Source organism: Collinsella intestinalis (assembly GCF_902501455.1).
Taxonomy (GTDB): Bacteria; Actinomycetota; Coriobacteriia; order Coriobacteriales; family Coriobacteriaceae; genus Collinsella; species Collinsella intestinalis.
Genome location: NZ_CABWIC010000007.1, coordinates 608087 through 629703, shown reverse-complemented (window position 1 = coordinate 629703; position 21617 = coordinate 608087). Strand labels below are relative to the sequence as shown.

The window sequence follows — 21617 nt, the reverse complement described above, 5'->3', positions numbered from 1 at the left end:
AGGCGCAATTGCGCGGGCAAACAGGTACACTGGAAAAGTTACAGAGGTAATGCACCGTATCGGAAAGGTTCTAGATATGAAGGCACTGTACAACGACGGCTCCGTGGCCGAGGTTGAGGCCGACGAGGCCCAGCACGTCATCCGCCATTCCGCCGCCCACATCATGGCCCAGGCCATCAAGCACCTCTACCCCGAGGCCGACTTCGCCTACGGTCCCGCGACCGACAACGGCTTCTATTACGACGTCGACCTCGGCGATAAGAAGATCTCCGAGGACGATCTGCCCACCATCGAGGCCGAGATGAAGAAGATCGTCAAGGAGAACCTTAAGTTCCAGGTCTTCGAGCTGCCCCGCGAGGAGGCCATCGCCCTCATGGAGGAGCGCGGTGAGAAGTATAAGGTCGAGCACATCGGTGACCTGGCCGATGACGCTCGCATCACCTTCTACCAGCAGGGCGATTACATCGACATGTGCGTCGGACCGCACCTCACCTATACCAAGGCCCTCAAGGCCTTCAAGCTCACCGGCGTGTCTGGCGCCTACTGGAAAAACGATGCCAACAACAAGATGCTCACGCGCATCAACGGCACGGCTTTCGCCACCAAGGATGAGCTGGAGGCGCACCTCACCCTCCTCGAGGAGGCCAAGAAGCGCGATCATCGCCGCATCGGTCGCGAGATGGACCTGTTCATGATGCGCGACGAGGCCCCCGGCTTCCCGTTCTTCCTGCCCAACGGCATGGTCCTCAAGAACACCCTGCTCGACTACTGGCGCGAGATCCATCACAAGGCTGGGTACGTCGAGATTTCCACGCCCCAGATCATGAACAAGAGCCTGTGGCTCACCTCCGGTCACTGGGACCACTACAAGGACAACATGTACTCCACGATGATCGACGACGAGGAGTACTGCATCAAGCCCATGAACTGCCCGGGCGGTGTGCTCGTCTACAGCTCCAAGCCGCATAGCTACCGCGAGCTGCCCATCCGCGCCGGCGAGATCGGCCTGGTGCACCGCCACGAGCTCAGGGGCGCCCTGCACGGCCTGTTCCGCGTCCGCTGCTTCAACCAGGATGACGCGCACTTGTTCGTCACGCCCGAGCAGCTGACCGACGAGATCGTGGGCGTTGTGCGCCTGATCGACTCCGTGTACCAGAAGTTCGGCTTCAAGTACCACGTTGAGCTTTCCACCCGCCCCGAGGACTCCATGGGCTCCGATGAGGATTGGGCCGCCGCCGAGGAGGGCCTCAAGGTCGCACTCGATAAGCTGGGCATGGATTACGTGGTCAACGAGGGTGACGGCGCCTTCTACGGTCCCAAGATCGACTTCCACCTGGAGGACTCCCTCGGCCGCACCTGGCAGTGCGGTACCGTGCAGCTGGACTTCCAGATGCCGCAGAACTTCGACCTCACCTACGTGGATGCCGACGGCGAGAAGAAGCGCCCCATCATGCTGCATCGCGTGTGCTTCGGCTCCATCGAGCGCTTCATCGGCATCCTGATCGAGCATTATGCCGGCAAGTTCCCGGTTTGGCTCGCCCCCATGCAGGTCAAGGTCCTGCCCGTGTCCGAGAAGAGCCGCGACTACGCTCACCAGGTCACCGAGCAGCTCGAGGCCGCCGGCATCCGCGTGGTGTGCGACGATCGCGACGAGAAGATCGGCTACAAGATTCGCGAGGCCCGCGGCGTCGATCGCGTGCCCTACATGCTGATCCTGGGTGAGAAGGAGGTCGAGGCCGGCAACATCTCCGTCCGCGACCGTTCCAACGAGACCGTTCCGATGGCCGTCGATGAGTTCATTGCCAAGGTCGTTGAGGAGACCCGTACGCGCGCGTAGGACGCAACCGGGTTCATCGCTATGATGCGCACGCCGCCTCGGGCCCCACGGGCTCGGCGCGGCGTGCGTTATGCTTCGGGCCCACTGTCCAGGAGAGGAAGGGCGGTTTCAGCGTGATGGCTCAACAGGAACTCGAGACCCGATATGCGCAGCTCGTTTGCGCCGAGATCGCCGTCTTCGTGTACGGCGATCGCGTCGACGAGGCGCTCGCGCGCCTTGGCATCGTGGCGGACGAAGACTGTTTGGCCGATATGGTCGGCGGCGTGGGCCTTCGCGTGGCGGATGTTCGTGCCGAGTCTCGTGAGGTTCATGCCCACGGCGGTCTTATGTGGGTTGACATCACCGTGCCGTCACATTTCGGTTGCCATGCTTTCGAGCTTGGTGCCGACGTGCAGTGCGAGGCGCTCGACCGCGTTGCTGGCGGGTTACTCGATCGCAAGGTGGTTGCGCTTTCCGCACGTGGTGCTCGCGCGGTCGCTCGCGTGGGGGACCAGCCTTCTTGCGCGTTGGCTCAGGCCGATCTCGAGGTCATCGCCCATGGACTCGATAGCGTCTCGACGCGTATGCAGCGCCATTTCGATCATGCCCGCGCCCTCGCTGAGTACCTTGCCTGTTGTGATGGTTTGGTCCGGGTCGATTACCCCGGTCTCGCCACACATCCCGATCGCTCGCTGGCTGAGCGCGTGCTGCGTCACGGCTTCAGCCCCGCCGTCGATTTCGAGCTCCCTGGGGACTGGGGCGCCACAGCGGGGGATTTCATCGGGCGCTGTCGTCTCAACGGCCGAGATTGCCACGCCGGCGGATCCCGCACGCGCCTGCATGCGCGCGATGGGTGGCAGGGGGGCGCGGTTCGCATATTTGCCGGCCTCGATGACCCCCTCGCTATAGCCGACGATCTCGATCAGGCCATGCGCTGGTTCCGCAATCCTCCGCAGCCGTAGGAGGCCATCGTGCTCATCCTGATCGGCGTCAAGGCGTTTTTGGGGTTGTAGTTGCCCTGTCCGAGCTTTTGCCAGGAGGGCGCTCGTACCCGAGGTGGCTAAAACAGCTCGGTGAGGCGCTTCGCGATCATCGCGTCGAGCTCTGCCTGGAGGGTTCGATAGGCGTGGAGGGCATGTTCGCCCTCAGGGGTGAGCACCGAGCCGCGCGCACCGTCGCGGGCGAGCAGTTCGCAGCCCAGATGCCCCTCGGCCTCGCGTACGATTCTCCACGCCTTGGAATACGCCATGCCCATGCGTTTCGCCGCACGGTTGAGCGAGCCCTCTTCGGCGACGCCCTCCAGCAGTGAGGCGCACCCGCCGCCGAAAGCACCGGGCAGGTCGCGGTCGTCGTCGGAGATGGTGAGTCGGGCGTGGGCGGAAAGCGACATATGGGCTCCAAGCTGGTGGTACGGTCGCGATGGCGCAGGGCCCGCGCCATCGCCGATAAGATCCTTGCGTCTTTTTCGGGCGGCATCGAGGCGCCCTTACGCGAATCCGGGATGCGGGCGGGTGTGTCGATTGGCCGAAGGCGGCGTCGGAGAGACATTGAGATTGGGCAGACCATTTGAAGTCTGGTAACGAGAGCCATTGTAGCAGTGGCTCTGCGCTACAATACCCCCACTTGTATTGGGAGCGAATGGCACGGCGGCAAGGAGTCGCCGCCGCGTCGGCAGCAAAGAGTCGAAGGAGCGACATGGCAACGTTTTTCCCTGGTGAATCCCATACTTTCTCTGAGTATCTGCTCGTCCCCGGATACTCCTCCGCTGAGTGCGTTCCCACGAACGTCTCCCTCAAGACCCCGCTGACCCGCTTCAAGCGCGGCGAGGAGCCCGAGATCACGCTGAACATCCCCATGGTCTCCGCCATTATGCAGTCCGTCTCCGGCGTGGACATGGGCGTCGCCCTGGCCACCGAGGGCGGCATCTCCTTCATCTACGGTTCCCAGACCCCCGAGTCCGAGGCCGCCATGGTCAAGGCCGTTAAGGACCACAAGGCCGGTTTCGTGCAGTCCGACTCCACCCTTACGCCCGACATGACCATGGAGCAGGTCATGCAGCTCAAGGACCGCACCGGTCACTCCACCATGCCCGTTACCGATGACGGCACCCCCACGGGCAAGCTCCTCGGCATCGTCACCAGCCGCGACTACCGCCCCAGCCGCGATGATCACTCCAAGCTCGTCTCCGAGTTCATGACCCCTCGCGCCGAGCTCATCGTGGGCGACAAGGACATCACCCTCAAGGACGCCAACGACCTCATCTGGGACAAGAAGCTCAACGCCCTGCCCGTCGTCGACGACAACGACCATCTGGTCGGCATCGTCTTCCGCAAGGACTACGACTCCCACAAGACCAACCCCAACGAGCTGCTCGACGCCAACAAGCGCTACATGGTCGGCGCGGGCATCAACACCCGCGACTACGCCGAGCGCGTGCCGCTGCTCGTCGAGGCCGGTGCCGACGTGCTGTGCATCGACTCCTCCGAGGGTTACTCCGAGTGGCAGAAGCGCACCATCGAGTGGATCCGCGAGAACTACGGCGATTCCGTCAAGGTCGGTGCGGGCAACGTCGTCGACGCCGACGGCTTCCGCTTCCTGGCCGACTGCGGTGCCGACTTCATCAAGGTCGGTATCGGCGGCGGCTCCATCTGCATCACCCGTGAGACCAAGGGCATCGGCCGTGGCCAGGCCACCGCGCTGATCGACGTCTGCCGCGCCCGCGATGAGTACTTCGAGGAGACCGGCGTCTACGTGCCCGTCTGCTCCGACGGCGGCATCGTCTACGACTACCACATGACCCTGGCGCTTGCCATGGGTGCCGACTTCCTCATGCTCGGCCGCTATTTCGCCCGCTTCGACGAGTCCCCGACGTCCCGCGTGAACGTCAACGGCCAGTACATGAAGGAGTACTGGGGCGAGGGTTCCGCGCGCGCCCGTAACTGGCAGCGCTACGACCTGGGCGGCGCCCAGAAGCTTTCCTTCGTCGAGGGCGTCGACTCCTACGTGCCCTACGCCGGCTCCCTCAAGGACGGCGTGAACGGCACCCTGTACAAGGTCAAGTCCACCATGTGCAACTGCGGTGCGCTCTCCATCCCCGAGCTGCAGGATAAGGCCCGTCTCACCCTCGTCTCCGCCACCTCCATCGTCGAGGGCGGTGCTCACGACGTCGTGGTCAAGGACTCCCAGCAGACGGTGAGCTACAACTAAACCTCGCCGGCCAATAGAGAGTCGGAAGTGGGGCCCGCGCGGGAATCGTCCGCGTGGGCCCCATCGTTGTTATGCGAGGTCCACAGACCTGTTAAACTCTTGAACATTACCGACGCGGCGCGGCGGCCCCCGAGCGGCCCCGGCGCTTGAACGATAGGAGCCAACCATGTGCGATTGCCACGAGCACGATCACGCCGGTCGCGCGGCGGGGGAGATCCCGGCTTACGACGCGCAGACCATTGAGGAAAAGTGGGTGAAGTCCTGGGAGGAGCAGAATCTCTTCGCCGTGGACACCGATTCCACCAAGCCCAAGAAGTACGTCCTCGAGATGTTCCCGTACCCTTCGGGTGACCTGCATATGGGCCACGCCCGCAACTACACCATCGGCGACGCCATGGCCCGCCAGGCCCGTATGCGCGGCTACGACGTGCTGCATCCCATCGGTTTCGACGCTTTCGGTCTTCCCGCCGAGAACGCGGCTATCAAGCACAACACCCAGGCTGCCGCGTGGACCTATAAGAACATGGACCAGGCCCTCGCCACCATGAAGCGCATGGGCTTTTCCTACGACATGGATCGCCTGGTCAAGACGTGCAGCCCCGATTACTACCGTTGGGGCCAGTGGATCTTCGAGAAGCTTTGGGAGCGCGGTCTGGTCTACCGCAAGAAGAACCCGGTCAACTGGTGCCCCAAGTGCGAGACCGTGCTCGCTAACGAGCAGGTGACCGAGGGCCGCTGCTGGCGTTGCGACTCCGAGGTGGAGAAGCGCGACCTCGAGCAGTGGTACATCAAGATCACCGAATATGCGCAGGAGCTGCTCGACGATCTGGAGAAGCTCCCCGGTTGGCCCGAGCGCGTCAAGCAGATGCAGGCCAACTGGATCGGCCGCTCCGAGGGCGCCGAGGTCGACTTCACGCTGTGCGACGTCGATGGCAACCCAATCGAGGGCGATGAGGGCAAGATTACCGTCTTCACCACCCGTGCCGACACGCTGTTCGGCAACACGTTCTTCCTGCTCGCCCCCGAGTACAAGGGCCTGATGGACCTGGTCGAGGGCACCGAGTATGAGGCCGGCGTGCGCGAGGTCGTCGAGGGTGCCAAGCACATCTCCGCCGTCGAGCGCGCCCAGGGTACGCTCGAGAAGCATGGCGCTTTCACGGGCCGCTATGTCATCAACCCCGTGTCGGGCGCCAAGGTTCCCGTGTGGGTGGCCGACTACGTCATCTCCGACTACGGCACCGGTGCCGTCATGGCTGTGCCCTGCGGCGACGCGCGCGATTTCGACTTCGCCAAGAAGTATGACCTGCCCATTGTGCCCATCATCCTCTCCGAGGACGACCCGCTGTATGAGGACCTCAAAGATGAGCAGGGCACGCGCGTGACTTCCGTCGACTGGGACGAGGCGCTCACCTGTGAGGGCAAGCTCGTCCAGTCCGGTAAGTACACCGGCATGACGGGCGGCAAGCATTCCGAGGGCGAGGCCGCCATCGTGGCCGACCTTGAGGCCGCCGGCACCGGCAAGCGCTCTGTCCAGTACCGCCTGCGTGACTGGCTCATCTCCCGTCAGCGCTACTGGGGCAACCCCATCCCGGCTATCCACTGCGAGCATTGCGGGATCGTCCCCGTGCCCGCCGATCAGCTTCCGGTCATGCTGCCCGAGAACCTCGACCTCACCGCGGGCGAGACGCTCGCCGAGTGCCGCGACTTCTACGAGACGACCTGCCCCGTGTGCGGCGCACCTGCTCGCCGTGAGACGGATACCATGGACACCTTCACGTGCTCCAGCTGGTACTACTTGCGCTACACCGATCCGCACAACACCGAGCTGCCGTTCTCGCGCGAGGCCGCGAACCGCTTCATGCCGGTCGACAATTACATCGGCGGCATTGAGCACGCGATCCTTCACCTGCTGTACAGCCGCTTCTTCACCAAGGCCCTGCGCGATATGGGTCTGCTCGACGTCGACGAGCCGTTCACCAACCTGCTGTGCCAGGGCATGGTGAAGGACGAGAACGGCGATACCATGTCCAAGTCCAAGGGCAACGTCGTGCCCCCGAGCTCGGTCATCGAGCCCTTTGGCGCCGACACCATGCGCCTGGCGATCCTGTTCATCGCCCCGCCCGAGAAGGACTTCGACTGGGATCCCAAAGCCGTCGAGGGCGCCAACCGCTTCATCAAGCGCGCCTGGCGCATCGTTTGGCAGCTGGCCGAGACCGCCGGCGACGCCGCCTCGCTCGATAAGGGCGCCCTGTCCAAGCCCGCGCTCGAGCTGTACCGCGAGCGCCATCGCACGCTGGCCAAGTGCACCGAGGACTTCGATCGCGGCCAGTTCAACACGGCCATCTCCGCGATGATGGAGCTCGTGAACGCCGCGAGCGCCTATATCAACGCCGTGCCCGCCGCGGAGCGCGACGCCGCCCTCACTGCGCTCGTCGCCTGCGACATCGTCTCCGTCCTGGCGCCCATCTGCCCGTTCGCCTGTGAGGAGCTGTGGCACGCCGCCCTCGGCCGCGAGGGGAGCGTCTACACCGCCCCGTGGCCGGAGTTCGACGCCGCCGAGGCCGCGGCCGACGAGGTCGAGATCGCCGTCCAGGTGCTCGGCAAGATGCGCGCACGCGTGATGGTGCCGGCGGGAGCCGATACCGCCGCTATGCAGACTGCCGCCGAGGCCGCCGTTGCCAAGCACATCGAGGGCAAGACGGTCGTCAAGGCTATCTGCGTCCCGGGCAAACTTGTAAATCTTGTGGTGAAGTAGGCTTCCAAATCGGGTCGATCCACGGCAAAATTGCCCCGTACGCTGGGAATGTGTTATAGTCCCCTTAAATGAAGTTGTCACGTGAAGGGAGTGCGGGTTCGCCCGCGCTCCCTTTTCATGAAAGTGAGGTGTCACATGGTCAAGAGCAAGGTGGAGCAGGACATCATCGATGCCCTGGAGGCCCGCGCCGCCGAGCACGGCATCGACATCGTCGACGTCGAGGTAGTCGGTGCCACCAAGGCCCCGTGCGTGCGCGTGCGCCTGGATAAGCTCGAGGGCGATCCCATCAACCTCGACGAGGTCACTGCCCAGACCGCCTGGGTGTCCGAGACCGTCGAGGCCCTGGATCCCATTTCGAGCGCTTACACGCTCGAGGTCAGCTCCCCCGGCATGAAGCGTCCGCTGCGCCGCCCGTCCGACTTCGCCCGTTTCGTGGGCGAGGACGTCGAGCTCACCACCACGGCCATGGAGGGGCGCCGTTCCTACAAGGGCGCCATCGCCGCCGCCACCGACGCGTGCGTGACCATTCAGCCCGAGGGCGAGGATGCGGTCACCATCGCATTTGACGACGTAAAGAAGTGCACCTTGAAGCCGGTCTTCGACTTCAAGGGCGTGAAGGAAGGGAACTAACCATGGCAGATGCCGATTTCACCATGATGGAAGCTCTCATGGAGCTGTGCCAGGAGAAGCACATCGACCAGCTCTACCTGCTCGATCGCCTTGAGGCCGCACTCGCCGAGACCTATGCTCGCGTTCTCAAGCTCGATTGGGGCGCGAAGGTCACCATCGACCGCACCACCGGCAAGATCTACGTGTACCGCCTCGAGCCCATCGACGATTCCATGGATGAGGAGGGCAACTTCACCGAGTACGAGGAGATCGACGTCACGCCCAAGGACGTGAGCCGCCTCGCCGCCCAGACTGCCAAGGCCGAGATCAACGCCATCGTGCGAAACGCCGCTCGCGAGCAGATCTACGAGGAGTTCTCCGGTCGCGTGGGCGATCTCATCAACGGCACCGTGCTGCAGTCCACGCCCGACTTCACCATCGTGAAGATCCGCGAGGGCGTCGAGGCCGAGCTGCCTCACTTCGACCAGCGCCGCTACCCCGACGAGCGCAACGAGCGCCCCGCCGGCGAGCGCTACCTGCACAACCAGCACCTCAAGGCCGTCATCATCGACGTCCGCGACCCCAACTCCACGCTTCCCCCGGTGCGTGGCGAGCACTCCCGCCCGCCGATTGTCATCTCCCGTACCCACTCCGAGCTCATGCGTCGTCTGTTCGAGCAGGAGGTCCCGGAGGTCTACGAGGGCACCGTCGAGCTCAAGTCCATCGCCCGCGAGCCCGGCCAGCGCTCCAAGGTCGCCGTCCACTCCCTGGACGACCGCCTCGACCCGGTCGGCGCCTGCGTCGGCCCCAAGGGCAGCCGCGTGCGCGCCGTCGTGGGCGAGCTGCGCGGTGAGCGCGTCGACGTCATCCTGTGGGACGAGGATCCGGCCGTCTACGTCGCCAACGCCCTGTCCCCGGCCAAGGTGACCCGCGTGCTGATCGACCCCGAGAAGAACTACGCCGGCGTCATCGTCCCCGACGACCAGCTGTCGCTCGCCATCGGCAAGGAGGGTCAGAACGCCCGCCTGGCCGCCCGCCTCACCGGCTGGCACATCGATATCAAGAGCGAGACCCTCGCGGCCGACATCCTCAAGAACGTCCCGCTGGCACCTCAGCCCGTCGTCGAGGACCTGATCGACGATGAGCCCGTCGACCTCGAGCCCGAGCGCTGCGCGCACGTCGGCGAGGACGGCACCCGCTGCCGCAATCAGGCCCGCCCCGGTTCCCGCTTCTGCGGCGTGCACGACGGCGAGCTCGATGGCGCCGGCGACGACGCCCTGGCATGCGCCGAGGACCTCATCTAGGCCCGCGTTCCCACGCATTGATTCTTGTTGATTGAAGATGCGCGCCCGGTGCGCGTGAGAGGTAGGTGAAGGATATGGCGAAAGTCCGTATTTCCAGCCTGGCCAAAGAGTTCGGCATGACGTCCAAGGAACTCATGGGCCACCTTGAAGAGATGAAGATCCCGGCGAAGTCCGCGTCGTCCTCCCTCGAGGACGCCTTTGTCGCCATGGTCAAGAAGCAGCTCGCCCCCGTGATCGAGGCCCGTGCGGCCGAGGTCGAGGCCGCTAAGCGCGCCGAGGAGGAGGCCGAGCGCGCCGCCGAGGCCGAGGCCGCTGCCAAGGAGGAGGCCGAGCGCCTCGCCGCCGAGGCCCGTCGCGAGGAGGAGCGCCGCCTGTCCCAGGAGGCTCAGGCCGCTGCTGAGGCCGCCCGCGCTGCCAAGGAGGAGGCCGAGCGCCGCGCCAAAGAGGAGGCCGAGAAGGCCGCCCGCGAGGCCGAGCTCGAGGCCAAGCGCCGCGCCGTTCCCGCGTCCGACTCCGGCATGAGGTTCCGCTCTCTGCTCGACCAGATCGCCGAGCAGGAGGTCGTCCTCAAGGAGAAGAAGGCCGCCGAGGCCGCCAAGCCCGCGTCCGACTCCCGCTCCGACCGCGGCGGTCGTCGCGGCGGTCGCAACGCCGGTCAGAACGGCGCCGCCACCACGGACGCTCCGGCCCGCACCCGTCGCCGCAGCTCCGCTCCGGCCGCCAACATGCCGGACAACTTCCCGCCCTCGCCCGACAAGGCCGGCAAGGGCAAGAAGGGCCGCAAGGGCGCTTCCCATGAGAACCACGAGGGCGAGGATCGTTACGCCCGCATGGCCCGTGAGGCCGAGGAGTACAGCCGCGAGAAGGTCCTGGCCGACGCTCGCGCGGCCGTCGAGGAGGCCTCTCGCGAGTCCTCCGGCCGTCGTAAGAAGCGCAAGGAGAAGCGTGCAGCCGAGGCCGCCGCTGCAGCCGAGGAGCGCAAGATCGAGGAAGCGCTCGCACAGGGCATCAACCCCGAGGACCTCGACGCCGTCAAGGTCTCCGAGGGCGTGACCGTCGCCGAGCTCGCTGAGATTCTCGAGGTTTCCGCCAACGACATCATCAAGCGCCTGTTCCTGCTGGGCACCCCGCTCACCATGACGCAGACCATGAGCAACGACCTGGTCGAGCTCGTCGCCGACGACCTGGGCCGCCAGGTGCGCATCGTCACCGCCGAGGAGGAGAACTCCTTCAGCTTCTACGACGCGCCCGAGGACCTCAAGTCCCGCCCGCCCGTGGTCACCGTCATGGGCCACGTCGACCACGGTAAGACCAGCCTGCTCGACGCCATCCGCCACACCAACGTCTGGAGCGGCGAGGCCGGCGGCATCACGCAGCACATCGGCGCTTCCGAGGTCACCATCAACGGTCGCCAGATCACCTTCGTCGACACCCCGGGTCACGAGGCGTTTACCGCCATGCGTGCCCGTGGCGCCAAGATCACGGACGTCGTCGTCCTGGTCGTCGCCGCCGACGACGGCGTCATGCCGCAGACCATCGAGGCCATCAACCACTCCAAGGCCGCCGGCGTGCCGATCATCGTCGCTGTCAACAAGTGCGATAAGCCCGAGGCGAACCCCGACAAGGTGCGCCAGATGCTGACCGAGTACGGCATCATCCCCGAGGAGTGGGGCGGCCAGAACATGTTCGTCAACGTCTCGGCCAAGAAGGGCCAGGGCATCGACGACCTGCTCGAGACCATCCTACTTCAGGCCGACGTCCTCGAGCTCAAGGCAAACCCGGACACCTTCGCCTCCGGCAACATCATCGAGGCGAAGCTCGACCGCGGCCGCGGCCCGGTCGCCACGCTGCTCGTCACCCGCGGCACCCTGCATGTGGGCGACACCATCGTGGCCGGTCAGAGCTACGGCTCCGTCCGCGCCATGCTCGACCAGCACGGCAACCACAAGGACGAGGCCCGTCCCTCCGACGCCGTCGAGATCTTGGGCCTCAACTCCGTTCCGGCCGCCGGTGACGAGTTCCGCGTCTTCGAGGATGCCCGCGACGCCCGCGACCTCGCCGAGCAGCGCGCCCTCAAGGCCCGCATCGAGGAGCAGAACAAGGTCAAGCACGTCACGCTCGAGACCCTGTTCGACGAGATGAGCCAGAACGAGCTCAAGGAGCTCAACCTGGTCGTCAAGGCCGACGCCCAGGGCACCATCGAGGCCCTCGCCGACTCCATCGGCAAGATGGACCAGTCCGAGGTCCGCATCAACATCATCCACTCCGCCGTCGGCGCCATCTCCGAGACCGACGTCACGCTGGCCATGGCCTCCAACGCCATCATCATCGGCTTCGGCGTTCGCCCGCAGCCCAAGGCCCGCGACGCCGCGGAGCGCGAGAACGTCCAGATCAAGACGTACTCCATCATCTACAAGGCGATCGAGGACATCGACGCCGCCCGTATCGGCATGCTCAAGCCCACGGAGGAGGAGGTCCAGACCGGTTCCGCCGAGGTCCGCGACACCTTCCGCGTGCCCAAGGCCGGCACCATCGCCGGTTGTATGGTCACCGAGGGCGAGATCAGCCGCGACGACAAGGTTCGCGTCGTGCGCGACGGCGTCGTTGTGTTCGACGGCTCCTTCGGCTCCATGCGTCGCTTCAAGGACGATGTCAACGTCGTCAAGAGGGGCTACGAGTGCGGCCTGGGCATCGAGAAGTTCCAGGACATCAAGGTCGGCGACATCCTCGAGGCCTACAAGATCGTCGAGGTTGCTCGTACCGAGTAACGACCGCTTGTGCGGCTCGCGCCAAAAGGTGCGGGCCGCCTTCGGCCCTCAGGGCCGCTTGCGCTGCATCTAAAGGAGAGAGACATGAAGCAGACCCCGCTGACTCGCCGACTGGGAGAGCAGCTGCGCGAAAAGCTCGGCTACATCCTCCTGTTCGAGATCGCCGACCCGCGCCTCGACCTCGTCACGCTCACCGGCGTCGAGGTGGCGCAGGATCGTTCCTTCGCCCGTGTGTACGTGAGCTGCGACGGCGACCGCTACGAAGAGGTCCTCGAGGCGCTTAACGCCGCCAAGGGTCGCATTCGCAGCCTGCTCGCCCGCGCTCTCGATTGGCGCGTCACCCCAGAGCTCGCGTTCCAGATCGACCGCTCGACCGACGAGGCCGAGGCCATCTCGCGCGCACTCGAGAACGTCCCTGCGACGCTTTCGGTCGAGAAGGACGAGTTCGGCTACCCCCTCGCCGATTCTGAGGGCGAGGATACGGATTCCGATGAGGAAGATGTCGATGAACAGTAGCACCTCGCCGTGCTCCGGTCGGTCCACCACTCCCGACATGTGGGAGGGCGTCATCGAGTACGTCGAAAACGCCCGGACCATCGCGATCTCCGGTCACACGAATCCCGACGGCGACGCGCTCGGGTCCCTGTTGGGGCTCGGCGCCTCGATTCGGGCCCAGTTCCCCGACAAGAAGGTCGACTTGCTGCTCGCCGATGACGGCTCGATCCCGCGCGTCTACCGCTTCCTTGCGGGGGCCGACGAGCTCGAGCCCGCCGTGCGTCACGATGAGCGTTATGACGTGTTCATCTCGGTCGACGTTCCCACTCTCGGCCGACTGGCCGACTCCGCCGCGGTCGCCAAGCGTGCCCACGGTCGCGTGGTCATCGACCATCATCCCACGTGCGAGGAGTTCGGCGATGTAACGGTCCGTGTGACGTCGGCCGCCGCCACGGCGGTCCTCGTCGAGGAACTGCTCAACGCCGCCGGTTGGCCGTGCACCCCCGATATCGCCACGTGCCTGCTCACCGGTGTCGTGACCGATACCGGCAGGTTCCAGTACCAAAATGCGAACCCTTCCGCCTTCGCCTGCGCCTCGCGCTTGGTTGACGCCGGTGCACAGCCGGCGCGTATCGCGCTCGAGGTGTATCAGAGCCAGCGTTTGGAGTACCTGCACCTCGAGTCGATCGTCATGAGTCGTATCGAGGGCCGTGCCGGCGGTCGTGTGGCCTTCAGCTATGCGTATGAGGACGATCTTCGCTCGTGCGGGGTCAAGCCCGCGGAGTGCGATGGTCTGATCGATATAGTCCGCCAGGTCGGGGGCACCGAGCTGTGCCTGTTCCTGCGCGAGGACGAGCCGGGCTCCGTGCGTGGAAACCTGCGCTCGAAGGGCTCCATCGACATCTCCGGTATCGCCGTCGAGCTCGGCGGGGGAGGACATGCCGCGGCTGCGGGTTTCACCTTCAAGGGGACGGTGGAGCAGGCTGCGCAAGTCGTGCTGCCCAAGCTCGAGGCGCTTTTGCAATAGACATTCACGGACAGGGGTACCCGTCCCGACCGGCCGTCTGGCAATTTGCCCGGCGGCCGGCGGAGGGCGCCCCTTCCCGCATACATACGAGAGGACAGCATGGGAAAGCGCAAGCCCAGCGAACTGAATCTTCTTCTCGCAATCGACAAGCCCGTGGGCATCACCTCGCATGACGTGGTGTCCAAGGTACGTCGTGCGCTCAACGAGCGTCGCGTCGGCCATGCGGGCACGCTCGACCCGCTGGCGTCGGGCGTGATGATCGTCGGCGTCGGTCAGGCGACGCGCCTACTCGGTCGGATCACGCTCGACCGAAAGCGATATCTCTCGCGCATCATGTTCGGAGCCGAGACCACGACCGATGACGCCGAGGGCGAGGTGACCCGCACGGCCCCCATGAGCGACGACCTGCTGTCTCCGATGTTCGCCAAGCAGCTGCTCGCCGATTTTGTGGGCGAGCTCGTCCAGGTCCCGCCGGCGTTTTCGGCTATCTCCGTCGACGGTGTTCGCTCCTACAAGCGTGCCCGCGCAGGCGAGGATGTCGAGCTGCCCGCACGCACGATCGAGGTGTATTCGGCCGACCTGGTCTCCATCGACGAGGTCGACGGCCACGCCGTGTGGACCGCGTCCTTCGATGTGAGCAAGGGCACCTACATCCGGGCATTGGCGCGCGATATCGGGCGCGCCGCTGGGAACGCGGCGCATATCGTCGACCTGCGAAGGACCGCCTCCGGTCCGGTGGGCATCGGGTCGTGCCTTCATGTCGAGGATCTTGACAAAGAACTCGCCCGTGCATCCGCCTTGGACCCCGCGAGCGTTTTGGGGTACCCCGCGCGCGAGCTGTCCGACGCAGAGCTTGCCGACGTGCTCAACGGTAAGGCCATCGCTTGCGCCGCACGCGACGCGGCGGGCGGCATCGCGCTCGTCCATGGCGGCCAGCTGCGTGCCATCGGCCTTGCAGAAGGCGGGCATGTCCGTATGGAGACGGTCTTTCCCCAGGGTGTTGAGGGGGCGCGGAGATGATTTCGCCTGACGGTCAGACCCGCTGCAAGGGTGTTATGCCCGCCGTGGAAGAGCTCGCAGCCGATTTCCTGTGCGCCGGGATGGGGGGCGACGCGCCGGTGCTGAACGTCGGCGGAGCAGCCGATGCCCCCGCTGACGGACCACTGTCGTGCGTCATCGCCATAGGCGCGTTCGACGGCGTGCATCGCGGTCATGCCGATCTGCTCCGCCATGCCATCGACGATGCGCGTGAGCGCGGCGTGGCGGCCGTCGCCGTCACGTTCGACCCGGATCCCGATGAGGTGGTGAGTGCTCATCCCGCTCCCAAGCTGACTTCTATGGATGGGAGGCTGCGCGCATTGGCCTCGATCGGCGTGCGTGTGGCCGTGGTCCCGTTCACCCGTCAGCTCGCCGCCCTCGATCACGTGGCCTTCTTCGAGGGCGTGCTCGCCCCGTATCTCGACATTCGCGCCATTCACGTGGGAAGTGACTTCAGGCTCGGCGCCCGCGGGGCCTCGACCGTTCCCATCATCGCGGATTGGGGAACGCAGAAGGGCATCGCGGTGACGGGGCATGACCTGATCTTGGACGGTGACGCACCCATCACGGCGACGCGCATCCGCTCGCTCATCGCTCGCGGCGACGTCGACTCCGCACGCCGCCTGCTCGGCCGTCGCCCCATGCTGCGGGGTCAGGTCGGTCCCGGCAGGGGGCAGGGGACGGGCATGGGGTTCCCCACCGCAAATGTCGAGGTCCCCGGATATGCGCAGATGCCCGCCGACGGTGTGTACGCCGGTTTTGCCGAGGTCGACGGTGTGGTATGGCCCGCCGCGATCAACGTCGGCGTGCCCCCGATGTTCGCCGACTCGGTTAAATCAGCCCGTCTGGAGGCGAATCTCATCGGGTTCTCGGGAGACCTGTATGACAAGAAGGTCGCCATCGCCTTCGACCGTCTCCTGCGGCCCTCTCATTCTTTCGAATCGGTCGACGCGCTCATCGAGGCCGTCAACCGCGACATTGAAACGGTACGTGAACAGTTCGGCACATCGCCGGTAAGGATCGCGCGTGATTTCTGAGGATGACAAGAACAAGGTGCGGGACGCCACGGACCTCGTGGCCCTGGTGTCGGAGACCGTGGAGCTCAGGCCCCGCGGTAACACCGACCTGTGGGGATGTTGCCCGTTTCACGGGGAGAAAACCCCGTCCTTCCATGTGATACCCGCCACTCAGGTGTGGCACTGCTTCGGCTGCGGTGAGGGTGGCGACGCCTTTACCTACGTGATGAAGCGCGAGGGCCTGAGCTTTCCCGAGTCCATCCGCTACCTCGCTGACCGTGCCGGCATCGAACTCGAGGAGGACCATTCCTTCAAACGCTCCGGCACCAAGCGGAACCGCCTGGTCGAGGTATGCGAGGAAACCTGCTCCTTTTACCACACGTTGCTGATGCGCGGTAAGGACGCGCGCGGCCGCGACTATTGCAAGGAGCGCGAGCTCGATGCGGAGACCTGTCGCAAGTACCGCCTCGGTTTCGCGCCGGGCCACGGCATGCTCGTCCGCCATCTTGGATCCAAGGGCTTCACGCCTCAAGAGATGATCGATGCCAACGTCGCCTTCAGGAGCCGCGGCGGCGGTCTGGTCGACCGCTTCTTCGACCGCGTGATGTTCCCGATCTTCGACGAGCAGGGGCGTTGCATCGCGTTCGGCGGGCGCGCGCTCGACAAGGAAAAGACCAACGCCAAGTACCTCAACTCCTCCGAGACGCCGATTTTCCATAAGGGTAAGAATCTCTACGGCTTCAACTGGGCTAAGGACCATATCGTCAACAACAACGAGGCGATCGTCGTCGAGGGCTATATCAGCGCCATGAGCTGCTGGAAGGCCGGTATCGAGAACATCGTGGCGGTACTTGGCACCGCGCTGACCGAGAATCACGTGAAGACGCTCATGCGCTTCACGAAGAAGATCGTCTACATGTTCGACGGTGATGCCGCCGGGCAGAAGGCGGCGCGACGCGCGGTCCAGTTCATCGAGAAGGACGACCTCGACCTGCGCTGTGTGATCTTGCCCAACGGCCAGGACCCCGATGACTTCGTCCGCGCCAATGGGGGAGAGGCCCTACGCGAACTCCTCGACAATTCCATTCCGCTCATGGATTTCGTCTTTGGCAAACTCGAGGAGGAAAGCGATATCTCCACCCCGGGCGGCCGCGCCAAGGCGATGCGTTCGGCCCTCGAGCTCATCTATCCGTTGCGTGCGAGCTACATGATCGATAGCTATTACATGCAAATCGCCGATCGACTCGGTTTGGATGTCGATACGATCCGCGCGAGCGCCGGCAAGGTGTTCAGAGAGGTGCAGCAGCGCGAGGAGACCGCGCGTCGTCGCGAGAAGCAGCGCGAGCGCGCTCAGTCGTCTCCCGATGCTCAGCAGGCCGCAGGTGCTCCCGCGTCTGCTCCTTCCGGCTATGACGAGGTTCCCTACGAGGAGGTCCCTTACGACTACGAGCCTGTGGAGGACCCGGTTCAGGGGGCGCCGGTCCCCACGGAGGCCGATGCCGGTCCCGATGTCGGTAACGGGCTGCTCACCGATCTCGAACGCCGGCAGCTCGCCTGCGAACACGAGTTGCTCACGTTGCTGACCACGTACCCCGACAGCTTCCGCGCTTACGCGGAGCGCATCACCGAGGTCGAATGGGTCGACGCCCGCAGCGAGACCATCGCCTGGTCGATTCTGGCGACGCCCGAGGGGACCGCGCCCGCCGACGCGATGGCCGCCGCGCGCGCCGTCTGCCCCGAGGCCGCGCAGCTGGTCGGTTCCGGTCTGCTCTCCGCTACGAGCAAGCACCCGACGGAGACCAACATCGAGTTCCTCCTCGATACGCTCGAGCTATACACGACGCGCCGTCGCATGAAGACGGCCCAGGCGCGTCTGCGTTCGAACCGGTCCATGTCGTCCGATGAACGCAGGGAGCTCGCGATCCAGGCGACGCGAGACGCCGCACGCATCCGTGAGCTCGAGCAGGCCGTCGAGGGCATCGCCGACCCATTTAGGGAGTAGGGAGTTTGAGGTCATCATGATCGGGCGTCACGATCGACGGCGGCGTCCCAAAACCGCGTTCATGCATAGAATCTGCTCGGATGCTGCAATTTCTTCTGACAGACGGGTATAGAAGCGTGGTAAAGTAATGAATCCTATGTGCTAAGAAGGGAGCATCTGTGCCGAAAAAGTCTGCAAGCACCGGTTCCGCTCTGGACGCAACCATCGAGAAGCTGCTCGACCTGGGATCCAAGGCCGGTTCCGTCACCGAGGATGAGATCCAGATCGTCCTCAAGAACGTCGACGTCACTGATGCACAGCTGTCCTCCATTTACCAGTTCCTTCGCGACCGCGGCGTCGAGATCGTCTCGGCCACCGAGGATGACGACTCCGAGCTGATCGTGGATGACGATGACCGCGACGTGTCGCACGATGACGACGACCTCGACGGTGACGAGAGCGATGAGGACCATGACCTCAAGATGGCCCGTCAGGCCGATGCCGAGATGGCGTCTACCAAATCCAAGAAGAAGGCCCGCACCGTCCGCACCACGCGCAGCCGTTCCCGCGCCCGCGGCATCGATGCCTCCACGGTCATGCTCACCGGCGACCCGGTGCGCATGTACCTCAAGGAGATCGGCAAGGTCGACCTGTTGACCGCAGCCGAGGAGGTCGACCTCGCCATGAAGATCGAGGCTGGTCTCGATGCCGCCGATAAACTGGAGAAGCAGGAGGCCGGCGAGATTGAGCTGACCCGCGCCGAGATGCGTCGTCTTATGCGCGTCGAGCAGGTCGGCCTCGATGCCAAGCAGGCCCTTATCTCCGCCAACCTGCGTCTTGTCGTTTCCATCGCCAAGCGCTACGTCGGTCGCGGCATGCTCTTCCTGGACCTCATCCAGGAGGGCAACCTCGGTCTCATCCGAGCGGTCGAGAAGTTCGACTACGAGAAGGGCTTCAAGTTCTCCACGTACGCCACGTGGTGGATCCGTCAGGCCATTACCCGCGCAATCGCCGACCAGGCCCGTACCATCCGTATCCCGGTCCACATGGTCGAGACCATCAACAAGCTCGTGCGCGTGCAGCGCCAGCTGCTTCAGGACCTCGGCCGCGACCCGACCCCGGAGGAGATCGGCGCCGAGATGGACATGAGTGCCGACCGCGTGCGCGAGATCCAGAAGATCTCCCAGGAGCCGGTGTCCCTCGAGACGCCCATCGGCGAGGAGGAGGACTCCCAGCTGGGCGACTTCATCGAGGACGCGCAGGCTGTCGTCCCCGCGGACGCCGCCAGCTTCTCGATGCTGCAGGAGCAGCTCACGCAGGTTCTCGATGGACTTGCGGAGCGCGAGCGCAAGGTTATCGAGCTGCGCTTCGGCCTTGAGGACGGTCATCCCCGTACGCTCGAGGAGGTTGGACGCGAGTTTGGCGTGACGCGCGAGCGCATCCGCCAGATCGAGTCCAAGACGCTGGCCAAGCTGCGCCACCCCAGCCGTTCGAGCAAGCTCAAGGATTATCTCGAGAACTGCTAAACGCCGCACACGGGTCGCGTGGGCGCTCGGGTTTGCGAGCGTTCGGGATCCGCAAGTGCCAGTTTATATAGCGAGCCTTTTTGGCCGCCGGCTTGTGTCGGCGGCCATTTTTTGTGGCTGGTTGGGACGTGCGGATTGCTGGGCCGTGCGGCTCCTCGGGGCCGTCCGGCCTGTCGGGACGTGTGGCCAGGCACGCAAGCGATGACGCGAGTGTCCTTGCGGGACCGCGCAGGCTTGGAGGTTATGAACGATTGGAGCTTGTGAACGGTTAGCTAGAGCTTACATTTCTGAGCTTAACAAACCCGCAGGTAGATGCGTCGATGAAATGGAGGTTATGCACGAATCGTTCAAACCCTCCATTTGTGTACACCCAAATCGTGCATAAGTTCATGGCTCCCAATTGACGGGCCCTTAATGCGGCGCAGATGGCGGCTCGGAGAGGGCGGTCGCTCAGTGCTGTTGGTCATTCGATACGAGCGATGGCCATGTTCATGTATTGCCGCACCGCTGATCAATCGAGGGGAGGCTCAACCCCTGCATAGCAAAAGAGAGGGAGTGGGGGTTCACTCAATGCATAACAAAAAGACCCGCCGAAGCGGGTCTGAAAATTCTGGCTCCTCGAGTAGGACTCGAACCTACAACAACGCGGTTAACAGCCGCGGGCTCTACCATTGAGCTATCGAGGAATTGTCAAGTTGCTTTTGGCTGTCTGCTCGCAAGCAACGAAATTTATTATACGGATGGAGGGAATCGTTGCAAGCCCCAATTTCATAATTTTTTAGATTTTGCCCGCTGCCGGTTTTAGAGTGATCAAACCTGCAGGTCAGATATACCGTCGCCCGAATAAATCGGGTCAAGAGACCTTGGACGACTATCATTGAGCGGGCCTGCCGATCGAAATGCCGCAAATGTGCCCGAGCGCCTCGAGGGTGAGACGGCCGTTGTATTGCTTTACGGCTGAGAGCTCCTTGTCGCCAGGGACGGCCGGACGTTGCAGAAGGACATGAGGGGGAGGACCACCATGAGCCCTGATCATATGAGCACCGAGGAATCTGTCGTTTCCGGAACTGTCAGATGCGCCGAGGCCGCCTCGTCTGCCAAGGAAGTCGGGAGCGTCAATTGTGCCAATGAAACTGAGGCCAATGTGTCTCGCTCGGTAAGCAGCCGCCTGAGGGGGCGGGGCTTCTCCGTTCTGGGTGATTCCATCAGTACGCTTATGGGCTGGGTTCCCGAGGGCTGGCGGGTTCATTATGAGGGCGAGGTTCACGTCGATGGGGTCGAAAGCCCCCAAGACACATGGTGGGGGAGAGTCATCGATCACTTCGACGGCCGCCTGGTAGCTAACTCCTCCTTTTCCGGGTCCGTCGTCGAGGGATGCGGCTTCCCTGCGGGCAATAGCGAGAAGCGCATCACTTCGCTGCTCGGCGCGCAGGGCGAATGCCCCGATGTCGTCCTCGTGTACATGGGCATTAACGACTACGGCTGGGGCGGTGGTCGCAACCAGGTGATGGGCGGGTCGCTTTCCGCGTCTGCGCGCCCCGAGGACCTTGCGGGCGAGCGCTCCGTCGAATGGGTTGTCGGCCCCGATGCGCTGGACCGGTTCGCTTCTGCGTATCGAGATGTCCTCGTCTCGATCCATCGCCTCGCGCCCTCGTCCGAGGTCTGGTGCCTGACACTGTGCCCCGCAACGTCCCCGAGCGAGGCGGAGCGCTGTTACAAGTATCAGATGCGCGGCATTGAGCTGGATGCGTACAACCGCGCCATCGTTCAGGCGGCTCGAGAGACGGGGGCGCATGTCGCCGATGTGCGGGCGTACGGCATCCAATACGACGCGGTGGACGGGTGCCATCCGTCGGCTCTCGGCATGCGTCAGATCTCAGACATGGTCATCGCGCGGATGGAGGGGTCTTCTGAGATGCCCGCATCCATCGGGGATGCACCGCGCGCCGTTCGGACATGTGGACGCGCCCATTGCCACGGGTGCCCCATGGACGAGTCGACCGACTCCCGCTGGACGATAGCCTGTCGCGGACCGAAGGACGGACGCTAGCCAAAGACCACACGCACCGCCCCAT

15 protein-coding genes and 1 tRNA gene are annotated in these 21617 nt (G+C 64.4%); 14 read left to right on the top strand and 2 right to left on the bottom strand.

Features of this window, described 5'->3' with window-relative positions:
* Positions 1 to 76: 76 nt before the first annotated feature.
* Entirely contained in the window at positions 77 to 1837 is a 1761-nt protein-coding gene (gene thrS, locus AOBCEHNH_RS04190) for a threonine--tRNA ligase (RefSeq protein WP_039910217.1), read from the top strand.
* 116 nt (positions 1838 to 1953) lie between these two features.
* Positions 1954 to 2778 carry a PLP-dependent transferase gene (locus tag AOBCEHNH_RS04185; protein WP_226803240.1) on the top strand — a complete coding sequence of 275 codons (825 nt, stop codon included), beginning with the start codon at positions 1954 to 1956 and terminating at the stop codon, positions 2776 to 2778.
* Between the two features lie 98 nt (positions 2779 to 2876).
* On the opposite strand, the gene AOBCEHNH_RS04180 is transcribed toward AOBCEHNH_RS04185, so the two are convergent.
* On the bottom strand, positions 2877 to 3206 hold the full coding sequence (locus tag AOBCEHNH_RS04180) for a winged helix-turn-helix domain-containing protein (RefSeq protein ID WP_006722448.1): 330 nt from the start codon (positions 3204 to 3206) through the stop codon (positions 2877 to 2879).
* A gap of 305 nt (positions 3207 to 3511) precedes the next feature.
* On the opposite strand from AOBCEHNH_RS04180, the gene AOBCEHNH_RS04175 reads away from it, so the two are divergent.
* From AOBCEHNH_RS04175 to rpoD, 11 genes are all read left to right on the top strand, one after another.
* The gene (locus AOBCEHNH_RS04175) at positions 3512 to 5023 is read left to right on the top strand and encodes an IMP dehydrogenase (RefSeq protein ID WP_006722450.1); all 1512 of its coding nucleotides are present in this window, start codon (positions 3512 to 3514) and stop codon (positions 5021 to 5023) included.
* A 166-nt stretch (positions 5024 to 5189) separates the two neighbouring features.
* On the top strand, positions 5190 to 7778 hold the full coding sequence (leuS, locus tag AOBCEHNH_RS04170; protein WP_152063270.1) for a leucine--tRNA ligase: 2589 nt from the start codon (positions 5190 to 5192) through the stop codon (positions 7776 to 7778).
* A 135-nt stretch (positions 7779 to 7913) separates the two neighbouring features.
* Positions 7914 to 8408, top strand: coding sequence for a ribosome maturation factor RimP (gene rimP, locus AOBCEHNH_RS04165; RefSeq protein ID WP_118103499.1), 495 nt, complete (start codon positions 7914 to 7916; stop codon positions 8406 to 8408).
* 2 nt (positions 8409 to 8410) lie between these two features.
* Positions 8411 to 9691 (top strand): transcription termination factor NusA, encoded by a 1281-nt coding sequence (nusA, locus tag AOBCEHNH_RS04160; protein WP_152063269.1) that lies wholly within the window; start codon positions 8411 to 8413, stop codon positions 9689 to 9691.
* Positions 9692 to 9765: 74 nt separating this feature from the next.
* Positions 9766 to 12459, top strand: coding sequence for a translation initiation factor IF-2 (gene infB / locus AOBCEHNH_RS04155; protein ID WP_118271286.1), 2694 nt, complete (start codon positions 9766 to 9768; stop codon positions 12457 to 12459).
* A gap of 84 nt (positions 12460 to 12543) precedes the next feature.
* A complete protein-coding gene (gene rbfA, locus AOBCEHNH_RS04150; protein ID WP_006722460.1) occupies positions 12544 to 12975 on the top strand; it encodes a 30S ribosome-binding factor RbfA in 432 nt (143 codons plus the stop codon).
* Between the two features lie 37 nt (positions 12976 to 13012).
* Positions 13013 to 13981: a DHH family phosphoesterase gene (locus AOBCEHNH_RS04145; RefSeq protein WP_006722461.1), complete on the top strand. Its 969-nt coding sequence runs from the start codon at positions 13013 to 13015 to the stop codon at positions 13979 to 13981.
* Between the two features lie 99 nt (positions 13982 to 14080).
* Complete coding sequence (gene truB, locus AOBCEHNH_RS04140) at positions 14081 to 15001, top strand: tRNA pseudouridine(55) synthase TruB (RefSeq protein ID WP_152063268.1); 921 nt, start codon at positions 14081 to 14083, stop codon at positions 14999 to 15001.
* Positions 14998 to 16056 carry a riboflavin biosynthesis protein RibF gene (gene ribF / locus AOBCEHNH_RS04135; RefSeq protein WP_152063267.1) on the top strand — a complete coding sequence of 353 codons (1059 nt, stop codon included), beginning with the start codon at positions 14998 to 15000 and terminating at the stop codon, positions 16054 to 16056. The genes truB and ribF overlap by 4 nt, the downstream gene beginning before the upstream one ends.
* On the top strand, positions 16046 to 18037 hold the full coding sequence (dnaG, locus tag AOBCEHNH_RS04130; RefSeq protein ID WP_152063266.1) for a DNA primase: 1992 nt from the start codon (positions 16046 to 16048) through the stop codon (positions 18035 to 18037). The genes ribF and dnaG overlap by 11 nt, the downstream gene beginning before the upstream one ends.
* Before the next feature lie 158 nt (positions 18038 to 18195).
* Positions 18196 to 19542 carry an RNA polymerase sigma factor RpoD gene (rpoD, locus tag AOBCEHNH_RS04125; RefSeq protein ID WP_006722465.1) on the top strand — a complete coding sequence of 449 codons (1347 nt, stop codon included), beginning with the start codon at positions 18196 to 18198 and terminating at the stop codon, positions 19540 to 19542.
* A 611-nt stretch (positions 19543 to 20153) separates the two neighbouring features.
* Here rpoD and AOBCEHNH_RS04120 read toward each other — a convergent pair.
* Positions 20154 to 20228 (bottom strand) — tRNA-Asn (locus tag AOBCEHNH_RS04120).
* A gap of 335 nt (positions 20229 to 20563) precedes the next feature.
* On the opposite strand from AOBCEHNH_RS04120, the gene AOBCEHNH_RS04115 reads away from it, so the two are divergent.
* Positions 20564 to 21592, top strand: coding sequence for an SGNH/GDSL hydrolase family protein (locus AOBCEHNH_RS04115; protein WP_193221174.1), 1029 nt, complete (start codon positions 20564 to 20566; stop codon positions 21590 to 21592).
* Positions 21593 to 21617: the final 25 nt, after the last annotated feature.

Bases quoted from the DNA above. Each gene is read 5' to 3' on its own strand.
- infB (WP_118271286.1), top strand. From the start codon at position 9,766: ATGGCGAAAGTCCGTATTTCCAGCCTGGCCAAAGAGTTCGGCATGACG.
- AOBCEHNH_RS04175 (WP_006722450.1), top strand. From the start codon at position 3,512: ATGGCAACGTTTTTCCCTGGTGAATCCCATACTTTCTCTGAGTATCTG.
- AOBCEHNH_RS04115 (WP_193221174.1), top strand. From the start codon at position 20,564: ATGAGCCCTGATCATATGAGCACCGAGGAATCTGTCGTTTCCGGAACT.
- AOBCEHNH_RS04180 (WP_006722448.1), bottom strand. From the start codon at position 3,206: ATGTCGCTTTCCGCCCACGCCCGACTCACCATCTCCGACGACGACCGC.
- rbfA (WP_006722460.1), top strand. From the start codon at position 12,544: ATGAAGCAGACCCCGCTGACTCGCCGACTGGGAGAGCAGCTGCGCGAA.
- ribF (WP_152063267.1), top strand. From the start codon at position 14,998: ATGATTTCGCCTGACGGTCAGACCCGCTGCAAGGGTGTTATGCCCGCC.
- AOBCEHNH_RS04145 (WP_006722461.1), top strand. From the start codon at position 13,013: ATGTGGGAGGGCGTCATCGAGTACGTCGAAAACGCCCGGACCATCGCG.
- AOBCEHNH_RS04185 (WP_226803240.1), top strand. From the start codon at position 1,954: ATGGCTCAACAGGAACTCGAGACCCGATATGCGCAGCTCGTTTGCGCC.
- thrS (WP_039910217.1), top strand. From the start codon at position 77: ATGAAGGCACTGTACAACGACGGCTCCGTGGCCGAGGTTGAGGCCGAC.
- rimP (WP_118103499.1), top strand. From the start codon at position 7,914: ATGGTCAAGAGCAAGGTGGAGCAGGACATCATCGATGCCCTGGAGGCC.
- truB (WP_152063268.1), top strand. From the start codon at position 14,081: ATGGGAAAGCGCAAGCCCAGCGAACTGAATCTTCTTCTCGCAATCGAC.
- nusA (WP_152063269.1), top strand. From the start codon at position 8,411: ATGGCAGATGCCGATTTCACCATGATGGAAGCTCTCATGGAGCTGTGC.
- leuS (WP_152063270.1), top strand. From the start codon at position 5,190: ATGTGCGATTGCCACGAGCACGATCACGCCGGTCGCGCGGCGGGGGAG.